The organism is Nocardioides pollutisoli (assembly GCF_040045055.1).
Classification (GTDB): Bacteria; Actinomycetota; Actinomycetes; order Propionibacteriales; family Nocardioidaceae; genus Nocardioides; species Nocardioides tweenelious.
In genome coordinates, this window is the sequence record NZ_JBDZDU010000001.1 from 1,310,279 (window position 1) to 1,322,399 (window position 12,121).

The window sequence follows — 12,121 nt, forward strand, 5'->3', positions numbered from 1 at the left end:
GAGACTTCCGTCGTGTGAATCGAGAGTTCCGGCCGACGGAACTCTCGATTCGACCGACGGAACTCTCGACTCAACGAGTGGCGAGGTGGGCGAGCTGGGCGCGGACCGACCACTCGGCGGCACCCCAGAGCGACTCATCGACGTCGGCGTAGACGACCTCGACGACCCGGCGGGGCAGCGTCTCGTCCTCGGCCGACTCGGCGGTCAGCGTGACGCCGAGCTCGCGGACGGCGGACTCCACCTGGGCCAGCCGCTCGCGGCGGTGGGCCAGGTAGAAGTCGAGCACGCCGAGGGCGTCGTCGAGGACCGGGCCGTGCGCCGGCCAGAGCGTGCGCACCTCGCCGGCCAGGACGAGCGCACGCATCCGCTCGATCGAGGCGAAGTACGAGCCGAGCTGCCCGTCCGGGTGGGCGACGACGGTCGTGCCGCGACCGAGCACCATGTCACCGGTCAGCAGCGCCCCGTCGCCGGGGAGCACGAGCGAGATCGAGTCGGCGGTGTGGCCCGGCGTCGTGACGACCCGCACCGACAGCCCGTCGACGTCGAGCAGCTCGCCGTCGACCAGGGGCGGCGCGTCCAGGCAGTACGCCGGGTCCAGGGCGCGTACGGCGCACCCCTTGCGCCGCGCGAACTCCACGGCGACCTCCGCGTGGTCGAAGTGGTGGTGGGTCAGCAGCACCAGCCCGACGTCACCGGTCTCGGCGGTGATCCGCTCCAGGTGACCGTCCTCGATCGGGCCGGGGTCGACCACGATGCTGGCCGAGGCGCCCGGCTCCTGGAGCACCCAGGTGTTGGTACCGTCGAGCGTCATCATCCCGGGGTTGGGGGCGAGCAGGCAGCGTCCGCGCTCGCCGAAGGTCCCCCCGGTCCAGGCGTTCACACCCGCCGCCGTGCGGCGACGAGCGGCCGCAGCCGGTCCGGCATCGACAGCGTCCAGCCCTCGCCGAGCGGCTCCACCGACGGCGTGAACACCTCGACCGAGCGCGATGCGGCCACGGAGAGCACCTCCTCGGGCGAGGAGTGCTCGCCGACCTCCATCGAGGTGAGGTACGTCGGGGGCATCAGCGCCAGCTCGCCGGCGTCGGCCTGCTGGGCGGCGATCCGTGCGGGCAGCCAGCTGACCGACGACGACTCGGACGACACGTCGCGGGTCACCTGCCCGGTCGGCAGCGACGCGACGAAGAACCAGGTGCGGTAGCGCCGCGGCTCGAAGATGGGGGTCAGCCAGGCGTCCCAGACACCGAGCAGGTCGGTGCGCAGCACCAGCCCGCGCCGGTTGAGGAAGTCGGTCAGCGACAGCTCACGCGACTCGAGGGCGGTCCGGTCGGCCTCCCAGTCGTCGGCGGTCGTGTCGGCGACGACGTCCGAGGACGACGTACCGGCGAGCAGGACGCCCGCCTCCTCGAAGGTCTCGCGCACGGCGGCGCACACGAGCGCCCGGGCGGTCTCCTCGTCGCAGCCCAGCCGCGCGGCCCACTCGGCCGGCGACGGACCCGCCCAGGAGACCGTCGAGTCGAAGTCGCGGGGGTCGACGCCACCCCCGGGAAAGACGCACATCCCCCCGGCGAAGTCCATCGAGACCTGGCGGCGCATGTAGTAGACCTCGGGACCGTCAGCGGAGGGCCGCATCAGGATCACGGTGGCGGCGTTGCGGGGCTCGGCCGGCGTTTTGGTGCCGTCGGCGAACTCCCGGGCGGCGTCGACCAGCGACTCCGGCAGCGGCACCGGAGGAAGCGGGATCCTCATGAAGCTGTGCGGACGATCAGCTCGACCTCGACGGGCGCGTCGAGCGGCAGCACGGGTACGCCGACGGCGGACCTCGCGTGCACTCCCGCGTCGCCGAAGACCTTGCCGAGCAGCTCGGAGGCGCCGTTCGCGACCTGCGGCTGCCCGGTGAAGTCGGGGGTCGACGCGATGAAGGCGACCACCTTGACGACCTGCACGACACGGTCGAGGTCACCGACGACGGACTTCACCGCGGCGATCGCGTTGAGCACGCACTGCTGCGCGCACTCCGTCGCCTCCTCGGCACTCACCTCGCCACCGACCTTGCCGGTCACCATGAGCTCGCCGCTGCGCATCGGCAGCTGGCCCGAGGTGAAGACCAGGTCACCCGACACGACGGCCGGGACGTACGCCGCCACCGGCTTGGCCACCTCGGGCACGGACAGCCCGAGCTCGGCCAGCCGATCCTCCGGCGCGCTCACTGGAGGGGTCGCTTGAAGTAGCCGACGAGGTTCTCCGGGTTCATGCCCGGCGCGACCTGCACGAGCTCCCACCCGTCGGCCCCGAAGTTGTCCAGGATCTGCTTGGCCGCATGCGTGAGGATCGGCGCGGTCAGGTACTCCCACTTGGTCATGGCTCGCACCCTACTCGTGAGGCTGGGTCCGCCGACCGGGGCGACCGACGCAGCGGCGTCGCGGCCTCGCCGTCCGGATGCCACGACGCCTCGGGACCTTCCCGGCCGGAGGGGGTACGACGGCGTCGCGGAGCCGCACGAGCGCCTCGGCGCGCAGCTGCACGACCTGGGCGACGGTGGCCCCGAGCTCGGCGGCCAGCTCGGCCACGGACCGGCGTTCGACGAAGTAGCCCTCGACAACGAGCCGCAGCTGCTCGGGGAGCTCGCGGATGGCCTCGACGAGGTGGTGCAGCGGGGAAGGTTCCTCGGACATCACACGAGGGACGGCGATGCGGCGCTCCTATGACGCGAGGAAGGCGCAGAACTCGTTGCCCTCCGGGTCGGCCAGCACGGTCCAGCCGATCTCGTCGTCCTGGGCCCGGAGCACGGTCGCCCCGGCCGCGACGATCGCCTCGAGGTCGCGGGTGGTGACGTCGAGGTGGATCCGGTTCTTGACCGTCTTGGGCTCGGGCACCGGCACGAAGACGAGGTAGGCGAACGGCGCCTCGGGGATCTCCTCGATGCCGGCCCAGCCGTGCTCGGCGTCGTACTCGCACCGCCCGCCGATCAAGCCGGCCCACCAGGTCGCCAGCGACTGCGGGTCGGCGCAGTCGACGACGACCTCGTAGAGGCGGTCCTCCGGCACCTGCTCGCGCTCGAAGGCGCAGAGCTCGCCGCCCTCCGGGTCGCGCAGGACCTTCCACCGGAACGACCGCAGGTCGAGCGGCGTCGCCCCGAGAGCGAGCACGTCCTCGACATCGTCGGTGTGCACGTCGAGGTGCACGCGCTGCTTCACGGTCACCGGCTCCGGCACCGGGTTGACCCAGACCGTGTGGCGCGGGGTCCGGCCGGTGATGAAGGCGACGCCGTCGTTGCGGTGGGTCACCTCACCGCCCAGGACACCCGCCCAGAACCCGGCGATCACCGGGACGTCGAGGGCGTCCACGCAGAGGGAGTGATAGGTCGCGAGGCGGTCGGTCATGCGACTGAGGTTATCGAGGGTTATCGAGTTGACCTCAACCGGAGTTGAAGTCCTACCGTCACCCTCGTGACCCTGACCGCCCCGCCCGTCGAACCGCGCCCCCGGCTGCTCTCGCCGGCGTACGCCGCGACCACGGTCGGCATGTTCGCGCTGGTCGCGTTCTCGGCGTTCGAGGCCACCGCGGTGACGACCGTGATGCCGTCGGTCGCCCGCGAGCTCGACGGGGTCGGGCTCTACGCGCTGTCGTTCGCGGCACCGCTGGCCAGCGGCGTCGTCGGCATGGTCGCGGCCGGGGCTCGCAGCGACCGGCACGGCCCGGTCGGCCCGCTGACCGTGGCCCTCGTGCTCTTCGCGCTCGGCCTGGTCGTCTGCGGCACCGCTCCGTCGATGGAGGTGCTGGTCGCCGGCCGGGTGCTCCAGGGGCTCGGCGGCGGCGCGATGACCGTCTGCCTGTACGTCGTGGTGGGGCTGGTCTTCCCCGCGGTCCTGCAACCCGCCGTGTTCGCCAGCTTCGCCGCGGCCTGGGTGCTCCCGTCGCTGTTCGGGCCGGCGCTGGCGGCGTTCGTGGCGCACGCCCTCGGCTGGCGCTGGGTGTTCCTCGGCGTGGTCCTCCTCGTCGGGGCGGCCACGCTGCTGATCCTGCCCGCGCTGCGCGGGCTCGAGGCCCGCGGCGGGCACGACGAGACCCCGCGCTCGCGACTGGTCTGGGCGGTGATCGGTGCGACCGCCGTCCTCGGCCTGGAGCTCGTCGGCTCGCACCGCGGTGCGATCGGCCTGCTCGCGGTGCTCGCCCTCGGCGTCGTGGTCCTGTCCCTGCGCCGGCTGCTCCCCCAGGGGTCCCTGGTCGCGCGGCGCGGACTGCCCGCCGTGATCGGCACCCGCGGCCTACTGAGCGCGTCCTTCTTCTGCGCCGAGGCCTACATCGTCTTCGTGCTCCAGGACCACTGGGGCCTCTCCCCCGGCACGGCCGGCCTCGCGCTGACCGCGGTCGGCCTCGTCTGGGCGGGCTCCAGCCAGGTCCAGTCCCGGCTCGGGCCCCGGGTCTCCGACGTCGCCGCGATGCGCTGGGGCACGGCGCTCGTCCTCGTCGGCACGGTCGCGCTGACCCTCGTCGTGATCGGCGACGTCTCGCCGGTGCTCGCGATCGCGGCGTACGTCGTCGCCGGCGCCGGGATGGGCTTCGGCTACCCGCGCACCGGCGTCGCGATGCTGGCCGCGTCGACCGACGCCGACCGCGGCTTCAACTCCTCGGCGTTGTCGATCGCCGACTCGCTCGGCGGCGCGCTCTCGCTGTCGCTCTCGGGCATCGTCTTCGGGATCGCGGACCGCTTCGGTGCCGACCCGTTCGTGGCCGTGTTCGTCCTCGCCGCCGGCATCGCCGTGGTCGGCGTGCTCACGGCCTCGCGGACCGGAGCTTCTCCGGCGCGCGGATGATGTCGATGCGCGTGATCAGCTCGCCGTCGACGGTGAACGACAGCACCGAGTCGAGTCGGTCCCCGTCGTAGAACGCGACACCGGTGCGGCCGTTGACGTCCACGATCTCGGCGCGTCCAGGCTTGCGAGTGACGCCAGCCATGAACCGGGCCACCCGGTCCGGCCCGAGGACCGGTCGGCGCGCAGCGTTGACGACGCCGCCGCCGTCGCTGGTGAGCACGACCGCCGGGTCGAGCTGCCGCACCAGGCCGGCCAGGTCGCCGCCGGCGGCAGCGCCGAGGAAGGCACCCACGACCCGGTCGTGGGTGCCCGAATCGACCGAGACCCTCGGCGTCCCCGCGGCGACGTGCTGCCGTGCCCGGCGGGCGAGCTGGCGCACCGCCTCGGGCGTGCGACCGACCGCGTCGGCCACGTCGGCGAAGGGCAGCTCGAAGATGTCGTGCAGGACCCAGGCCGTCCGCTCGGCCGGGGTGAGCCGCTCGAGCGCGACGAGCAGGGCGTAGCGGACCGAGTCGTCGAGGCTCACCCGGTCGGCGGCGTCCGGTACGGCTGCCACGACCGGCTCCGGGAGCCAGGGCCCGACGTACGTCTCGCGCCGCACCCGTGCCGACCGGAGCACGTCGAGCGCCGCCCGGGCGACCGTCACGGTCGCCCAGGCACCGACGTCGCGGACCGGGTCGCGCTCGTCGGCGACGACCAGCCGCAGCCAGCAGTCAGCCACGACGTCCTCGGCCTCGACCTGGCTGCCGAGGATCGCGTAGGCGACCCGGACCAGCCGCGGTCGCTCCGCGTCGTACGCCGTCGCGAGCTCGGTCTCGTCGCTCACGACCCCGCCAGCCACTCCTCGAAGGTGACCTGGCCGCGCGGGCCGTCCACCTCCGGGACGAGGGCACCCGAGCGCATCGCCCTGCCAGCCGCTCCCGGCATCCGCACCGGCACGACCCGGCGACCGAGACCGCGCGCCGAGGACACCCGTCGAGCGAGGTCGACCATCTGCAGCCGCTCCGGTCCGGCGAGGTCGGGCGCACGACCGACGGGCCCTCCCTCGGCGATCTGCACCAGCGCCTGCGCGACCTCGCGCGCTGCCACCGGCTGGCTGAGCATCCGCGGGACCAACGAGAACGGCCCGACCCGCACGAAGCCCAGCGCCTGCTCGGCGAACTCGTGGAACTGCGTCGCCCGCAGCACCGACCACGGGACCGGTCCCTCGGCCACCAGCCGCTCCTGGAGCCGCTTCCCGGCGTAGTAGCCGGTGTCGACGTCGTCGATGCCGACGATCGAGAGGAGGACGTGGTGACCGACGCCCGCCTCGACCTCCGCGGTCAGGAGGGTGCGGGTGACGCCGCCGAAGAACGCCTCGGCGTCCTCGCGCTTCTGGGTCGTCACGTTGGTCGCGTCGATGACCGCACCGACACCGGTCAGCCGCTCGACGAGACCCGTGCCGGTCGTCAGGTCGACGCCCGCCGACCGGGCGAGGACGACGACGTCGTGGCCGCGCTCGCGGGCGGCGTCGACGATCATCGCGCCGACCAGGCCGGTGCCGCCGGCAACGGCGATCCTCATGCCGCCACCTCCGTCCGCCGCTCGGTCCGCGCCGGCACCAGCAGGAGCACGGCGAGGACCAGGGTCCCACCCAGTGCCACCACGTTGCCGACGACGTCGATCGCCTCGAGGTCGGCGAGGTGATGGAGGTGGTAGCCCAGGTGCAGGAACGAGAAGGTCGTCCACGCGGCGCCGAGCAGCAACGTCGTACGCCGCTCGCGCCACGCGACGGCGAGGACACCGGCGACCGCCAGGGCCAGGTAGAGACCGCCGACGTCACGCACGAGGTGCTCGTTGTAGGGGCCGTCACCGCCGACCCACATGCGGTTCAGGCCGGGGAAGCTGTCGTAGAAGGACCGTGGCGCGAGCGCGGCCCACCCGCCGACGTAGAGCGCCGACGCGGTGAGCACCCCCGTCGCCACGGTGTGTGTTGTCGTGTTCATGCCCCTAGGACGAGACAGCCCGTCACGGACGTGACATCGAGCCCGGCGCCCAGCCGAGCGCCGGGCCGAGCCGGGTCGCCAGGTCGGTGAGGATCTGCACGTAGTCGGCGTGCTCGAACGAGAACGGCAGCGCGAAGGCGACCTCGTCGATCTCGCGGTAGGCCGCGTGCGCGTGCAGCTGCTCCGCGAGCTCGGCGGACGTGCCGACCAGGTCGGGGCTGAACACCATCCGGGCCGGGCCCTGCGGCTCGCGGGTGCGCGGCAGGCGGGACTCGACGTACGCCGCGTACTTGGCGCGCTGCTCACTGGTGGCGGTGTCGGTCGGGATGACGACGAGGCCCTGCGAGACCCGGGCGGCGTCGCCGGCCGGGTGGTGGGCGCGGAAGGTGCGCACGTGGCCGAGCTGGATCTCGGCGAAGTCCGTCGGCCCGTCGTCCTCGGCCTTGACGACGCTGCTGGTCAGGAAGTTGAGCCCGTGCTCGCCGGCCCACTGCGCCGACCGGGTGCTCGCGCCGCCGTACCAGAGCCGGGACGCGAGGCCCGGCGAGTGCGGCTCGACCCGGTCCGAGAACTCCTCGATCCCGGCGGTCCCCTTGAACCCCGATGCCGTCTCGCCGCGCACGAAGGACAGCAGCCGCTCGATCCGCGCGTAGGAGAAGTCCTCGGCGTCGGCCGTGTCGGGGTAGAGCGCCTCCTTCACGTCGTCCCACCGCATCGGCGGGCCGACGCTGAGGCCGGGGTTGAGCCGGCCACCGGACAGGACGTCGACGGTTGCCAGGTCCTCGGCGAGACGGAGCGGGTTCTCCCAGCCGACCGGGATTACCGCGGTGCCGAGCTCGATCCGGCTGGTGCGCTGGCTGGCGGCCGCGAGGACCGCGACCGGCGACGAGATGCCGTACTGCAGGTGCCGGTGCCGCAGCCACGCGCTGTCGAAGCCCAGCTGCTCTCCGAGCTCGATGATCGCCAGCGTCGACTCGTGGCCCGGGCCGGGGTCGGCGCCGTCGAACAGCCCGATCGTCAGGAAGCCCAGCTTGCGCAGCACCCGGCTCATGACACCGGGGGCTCGGTCTTCTCGCGGACCTCGTCCTCGGTCACGTCCGGGGCGAGCTCGACGAGCTTCAGTCCCCCACCTTCTGAGGCAGGAAGGATGTCGAGGACGCAGAGGTCAGTGATGATCCGCTGCACGCAGCCGCGGCCGGTGTAGGGCAGCGAGCACTCCTCGACGATCTTGTAGGACCCGTCGCGGGCGACGTGCTCCATGAGGACGATGACCCGCTTGGCGCCGTTGACGAGGTCCATCGCCCCGCCCATGCCCTTGACCATCTTGCCGGGGATCATCCAGTTCGCGATGTCGCCGTCCTTGCTGACCTGCATCGCGCCCAGGATGGCGGCGTCGATCTTGCCGCCGCGGATCATCCCGAAGCTGGTGGCCGAGTCGAAGATCGACGCACCGGGCCGCAGCGTCACGGTCTCCTTGCCGGCGTTGATCAGGTCCGGGTCGACCGCGTCCTCGGTCGGGTAGGCGCCGGTGCCGAGGACGCCGTTCTCCGACTGGAGGACGAGCTCGACACCCTCGGGCACGTAGTTGGGCACCAGCGTCGGCAACCCGATCCCGAGGTTGACGTAGGAGCCGTCGGACAGCTCAGCGGCCGCGCGGGCGGCCATCTCCTCACGCGTCCAGCTCATCGGACCGTCCTCTTCTCGATGCGCTTGTCGGCGGCCTGCTCGGGAGTCAACGCCACCACGCGGTGCACGAACACCCCAGGGGTGTGCACCTGGGCGGGCTCGATCTCGCCGGGCTCGACCAGCTCCTCGACCTCCGCGATCGTGACCCGGCCGCACATCGCGGCCAGGTTGTTGAAGTTGCCCGCGGACTCGCGGTAGACGAGGTTGCCGTGCCGGTCGCCCTTCCAGGCCCGCACCAGCCCGAAGTCGGCCACGATCGCGTGCTCGAGCACGAACTCCTTGTCGCCCTCCGGCGTCGCGAAGACCTGCGTCTGCTTCGCGGGGCTGGACACGACCACGTTGCCCGCGTCGTCGTACTTCCACGGCAGCCCGCCCTCGGCGACCTGGGTGCCGACACCGGTCGCGGTGAAGAAGGCCGCGATCCCGGTGCCACCGGCACGCATCCGCTCGGCCAGGGTGCCCTGCGGCGTCAGCTCGACCTCCAGCTCACCGGAGAGGTACTGCCGGGCGAACTCCTTGTTCTCCCCGACGTACGACGACACCATCCGCCGGATCCGTCGCTGCGCCAGCAGACGGCCCAGGCCCCAGTCGTCGACACCGCAGTTGTTCGACACCGCCTCGAGGTCCGTGGTGCCCGACACCAGCAGCGCCTCGATCAGGACCGACGGGATCCCGCACAACCCGAAGCCGCCCACCGAGAGCCGTGCTCCGTCCGGGATGTCTGCGACCGCTTCCGCGGCGGACGTGACCACTTTGTCCACGTTCTAATCCTCCTCGAGGTGTGACTCTTCCTGTGACCAGAGCCTCATCGATCCTAGGAGGTCTGCGCCTAGGCTCGATCCATGACCGGCCCCACGAGCGCCCCCGACTGGTCACGGGTGCGCCTGCACGTCGTGACCGGCAAGGGCGGGACCGGCAAGTCGACCGTCGCCGCGGCGCTCGCGCTGGGGCTCGCGTCCCAGGGCAAGAACGTGCTGCTCTGCGAGGTCGAGGGCCGCCAGGGCATCGCCCGGATGTTCGACGTCGACCCGTTGCCCTACGAGGAGCGCCGGATCGCGACCGGCCTGCGCCACGACGGCCGCGCACCCGGTGTCGTCCACGCGCTGCACATCGACGCGGAGTCGGCGCTGCTGGAGTACCTCGCGATGTACTACAAGCTCGGCCGCGCCGGACGAGCGCTCGACCGGTTCGGCGTCATCGAGTTCGCCACCACGATCGCCCCGGGCGTGCGCGACGTGCTGCTCACCGGCAAGGTCTTCGAGGCGGTGCAGCGCAACAGCCGCAACAAGAATGCCATCCAGTACGACGCGGTGGTGCTCGACGCCCCGCCGACCGGGCGGATCACGCAGTTCCTCAACGTCAACGAGGAGCTCTCGGGCCTGGCCAAGGTCGGCCCGATCAAGAGCCAGTCCGACACCGTGATGACCCTCTTCCGCTCGCCGCGCACCGTGGTCCACCTGGTGACCGTGCTCGAGGAGATGCCGGTGCAGGAGACCGCCGACGGCATCGCCGAGCTCGAGAAGGCGCGGCTGCCGGTGGGTGCCGTGATCGTCAACCAGGTGCGCCCGCGTGACATCCCCGCCGACCAGCTCGCGCCGGCCCGCGAAGGGCGCCTCGACGCCGCGCAGGTGGCGCGCGAGCTCAAGGAGGCGGGCGTCGACGGCGGCGAGGACCTGGTCGACGGGCTGCTCGCCGAGGCGCACGACCACGCCGAGCGCCGCGCGCTCGAGGACGCGCAACGGGCCGTGGTCGACACGCTCGGCCCCCCGTCGTACGAGCTCCCCCGGCTGGCCGGCGGCATCGACCTCGGCGGGCTCTACGAGCTCGCCGGCGCGCTCAAGAAACAGGGTCTCGGATGAAGAGCCGCACGCGCGTCGGGCCGCTCGCGACCAGCCCGGGACCAGCCCCAGCGATGGACGTCGACGCGCTGATCGACGACCCCGCCACCGGCATCATCGTCTGCTGCGGCTCGGGTGGCGTCGGCAAGACCACCACGTCGGCGGCGCTCGCGCTGCGGGCAGCGGAGCGCGGGCGCAAGGTCGTCGTGCTGACGATCGACCCGGCCCGGCGGCTCGCGCAGTCGATGGGGATCGAGCAGCTCGACAACGTCCCGCGGCCGGTCACGGGCCTGCGCACCAACGCGAAGGGCAACCGCAAGGGCGGCAGCCTCGACGCGATGATGCTGGACATGAAGCGCACCTTCGACGAGGTCGTCGAGGGACAGGCCACTCCCGAGAAGGCCAAGCAGATCCTGGAGAACCCCTTCTACATCGCGCTCTCGAGCTCGTTCGCCGGGACCCAGGAGTACATGGCGATGGAGAAGCTCGGCCAGATCCACGCCGCGGCCCAGCGCGACGGCACCTACGACCTGATCATCGTCGACACCCCGCCGTCGCGGTCGGCGCTGGACTTCCTGGACGCCCCCGAACGGCTCTCGAGCTTCCTCGACGGCCGTTTCATCCGGCTGCTCATCACGCCGGCCAAGGGCCCGGCCCGGATGATGTCGGCCGGCTTCGGGATCATCACCAACGCGCTCAACAAGATCCTCGGCGCGCAGGTGCTGCGCGACATGCAGACCTTCGTCGCGGCGTTCGACACCCTCTTCGGCGGCTTCCGGCAGCGCGCCCAGAAGACCTTCGAGCTGCTCCAGGCCGACGGTACGGCGTTCCTCGTGATCGCCGCGCCGGAGCCGGACGCGCTCCGCGAGGCGGCGTACTTCGTCGAGCGCCTGGGCGAGGACGACATGCCGCTCGTCGGGATGATCGTCAACCGCGCCAGCCCGGTGCCGCAGGGCACCCTGTCGGCCGACGAGGCGATGGCGGCGTCGGCCCGCCTGCGGCAGCACGACCCGGAGTCGCTGACCGCGGGTCTGCTGCGGCTGCACGCCGACCAGACCCGCATCGTCGAGCGCGAGGCCGGGCTGCGCGCGCGGTTCGCCGCCGCGCACCCGCAGGTGCCGACGGCGGTCGTGCCGGCCCTCCCCGGCGACGTCCACGACCTGACGGGTCTCCGCCGGGTGGGCGAGCTACTCGCTGACGGATGAGTCAGGAACGCGACCCGGTCTCGACACGCCGGTCGCGACCTCGCAAGCTCGCTCGCGCGGCTCGCTCGACCACCATCAGAGGATCCGCTGACGCGTCTCCGCTAGACCGAGACGGTCTTCGCCGTCACCGGCGCGCCCTGCTCACGCGCGGTCTCGAGGACCGAGCGCCAGGACGCGTTCGGGCGCCGGCGCAGCAGCGCACGGCGCTCCCGCTCGGTCATGCCGCCCCAGACGCCCCACTCGATCTGGTTGTCGAGCGCCTCAGCGAGGCACTCGGTGCGCACCGGGCAGCCGGCGCACAGCTGCTTGGCCTTGTTCTGCTCCGCACCCCGTACGAAGAGCTGGTCCGGCTGTGTCTGGCGGCACGCGGCGGCGCTCGCCCAATCTTCAACCCACATAGCTGATGTCCCCACATCGCTCCGAGATAGGCGGCGTCCCCATGACGTCTCCCGGGAATAGATCCCCTCGAGTAAAGAAGTTAAGGAATTGTTCAGGATCGAAACAGACCCCAAGGGTCCAAATCCCCTAGTCCATTCGGACTAGTCCGAACGGGTCATCTCCGCCCATTTGGGCCATGCCGACGAATGGGACCT

16 protein-coding genes are annotated in these 12,121 nt (G+C 72.0%); 3 read left to right on the forward strand and 13 right to left on the reverse strand.

The window, feature by feature from the left end; genetic code table 11:
* Positions 1-70: 70 nt before the first annotated feature.
* Genes ABLE68_RS06420 through ABLE68_RS06445 form a run of 6 tightly spaced genes read right to left on the reverse strand, consistent with a single transcriptional unit; the run spans position 71 to position 3,380 of the window.
* Positions 71-880: an MBL fold metallo-hydrolase gene (locus ABLE68_RS06420; protein ID WP_348870485.1), complete on the reverse strand. Its 810-nt coding sequence runs from the start codon at positions 878-880 to the stop codon at positions 71-73.
* Entirely contained in the window at positions 877-1,746 is an 870-nt protein-coding gene (locus tag ABLE68_RS06425) for an NUDIX hydrolase (protein WP_348870486.1), read from the reverse strand. The genes ABLE68_RS06420 and ABLE68_RS06425 overlap by 4 nt, the downstream gene beginning before the upstream one ends.
* Complete coding sequence (locus ABLE68_RS06430) at positions 1,743-2,207, reverse strand: RidA family protein (RefSeq protein WP_348870487.1); 465 nt, start codon at positions 2,205-2,207, stop codon at positions 1,743-1,745. Before ABLE68_RS06430 ends, ABLE68_RS06425 begins: the two co-directional genes overlap by 4 nt.
* Complete coding sequence (gene sp36 / locus ABLE68_RS06435; RefSeq protein WP_348870488.1) at positions 2,204-2,359, reverse strand: Sp36 family protein; 156 nt, start codon at positions 2,357-2,359, stop codon at positions 2,204-2,206. Before sp36 ends, ABLE68_RS06430 begins: the two co-directional genes overlap by 4 nt.
* A gap of 10 nt (positions 2,360-2,369) precedes the next feature.
* Positions 2,370-2,672, reverse strand: a complete 303-nt coding sequence (locus ABLE68_RS06440; protein WP_348870489.1) for a sigma factor-like helix-turn-helix DNA-binding protein — start codon at positions 2,670-2,672, stop codon at positions 2,370-2,372.
* Between the two features lie 27 nt (positions 2,673-2,699).
* Positions 2,700-3,380, reverse strand: coding sequence for a VOC family protein (locus ABLE68_RS06445; RefSeq protein WP_348870490.1), 681 nt, complete (start codon positions 3,378-3,380; stop codon positions 2,700-2,702).
* A gap of 66 nt (positions 3,381-3,446) precedes the next feature.
* Between ABLE68_RS06445 and ABLE68_RS06450 the strand changes: the two genes are divergently transcribed.
* Positions 3,447-4,814 carry an MFS transporter gene (locus ABLE68_RS06450; protein ID WP_348870491.1) on the forward strand — a complete coding sequence of 456 codons (1,368 nt, stop codon included), beginning with the start codon at positions 3,447-3,449 and terminating at the stop codon, positions 4,812-4,814.
* Here ABLE68_RS06450 and sigJ read toward each other — a convergent pair.
* From sigJ to ABLE68_RS06480, 6 genes are read right to left on the reverse strand one after another with little or no spacing between them, the layout of a single operon-like run.
* On the reverse strand, positions 4,774-5,640 hold the full coding sequence (gene sigJ, locus ABLE68_RS06455) for an RNA polymerase sigma factor SigJ (RefSeq protein ID WP_348870492.1): 867 nt from the start codon (positions 5,638-5,640) through the stop codon (positions 4,774-4,776). The genes ABLE68_RS06450 and sigJ overlap by 41 nt on opposite strands.
* Complete coding sequence (locus tag ABLE68_RS06460) at positions 5,637-6,377, reverse strand: SDR family oxidoreductase (protein ID WP_348870493.1); 741 nt, start codon at positions 6,375-6,377, stop codon at positions 5,637-5,639. The genes sigJ and ABLE68_RS06460 overlap by 4 nt, the downstream gene beginning before the upstream one ends.
* Positions 6,374-6,799, reverse strand: coding sequence for a hypothetical protein (locus tag ABLE68_RS06465; RefSeq protein WP_348870494.1), 426 nt, complete (start codon positions 6,797-6,799; stop codon positions 6,374-6,376). Before ABLE68_RS06465 ends, ABLE68_RS06460 begins: the two co-directional genes overlap by 4 nt.
* Before the next feature lie 22 nt (positions 6,800-6,821).
* A complete protein-coding gene (locus ABLE68_RS06470) occupies positions 6,822-7,850 on the reverse strand; it encodes an LLM class flavin-dependent oxidoreductase (protein WP_348870495.1) in 1,029 nt (342 codons plus the stop codon).
* Entirely contained in the window at positions 7,847-8,485 is a 639-nt protein-coding gene (locus ABLE68_RS06475) for a 3-oxoacid CoA-transferase subunit B (protein ID WP_348870496.1), read from the reverse strand. The genes ABLE68_RS06470 and ABLE68_RS06475 overlap by 4 nt, the downstream gene beginning before the upstream one ends.
* The gene (locus tag ABLE68_RS06480; RefSeq protein WP_348870497.1) at positions 8,482-9,246 is read right to left on the reverse strand and encodes a CoA transferase subunit A; all 765 of its coding nucleotides are present in this window, start codon (positions 9,244-9,246) and stop codon (positions 8,482-8,484) included. Before ABLE68_RS06480 ends, ABLE68_RS06475 begins: the two co-directional genes overlap by 4 nt.
* Before the next feature lie 81 nt (positions 9,247-9,327).
* Here ABLE68_RS06480 and bagA point away from each other — a divergent pair, with 81 nt between their 5' ends.
* Together bagA and bagB are read left to right on the forward strand one after the other, a co-directional pair.
* Positions 9,328-10,344 carry an ATPase BagA gene (bagA, locus tag ABLE68_RS06485; protein WP_348870498.1) on the forward strand — a complete coding sequence of 339 codons (1,017 nt, stop codon included), beginning with the start codon at positions 9,328-9,330 and terminating at the stop codon, positions 10,342-10,344.
* The gene (bagB, locus tag ABLE68_RS06490) at positions 10,341-11,528 is read left to right on the forward strand and encodes an ArsA family ATPase (protein ID WP_348870499.1); all 1,188 of its coding nucleotides are present in this window, start codon (positions 10,341-10,343) and stop codon (positions 11,526-11,528) included. The genes bagA and bagB overlap by 4 nt, the downstream gene beginning before the upstream one ends.
* Before the next feature lie 101 nt (positions 11,529-11,629).
* Here the strand turns inward: bagB and ABLE68_RS06495 are convergent, their stop codons facing one another.
* Positions 11,630-11,926 (reverse strand): WhiB family transcriptional regulator, encoded by a 297-nt coding sequence (locus ABLE68_RS06495; RefSeq protein ID WP_348870500.1) that lies wholly within the window; start codon positions 11,924-11,926, stop codon positions 11,630-11,632.
* Between the last annotated feature and the right edge of the window lie 195 nt (positions 11,927-12,121).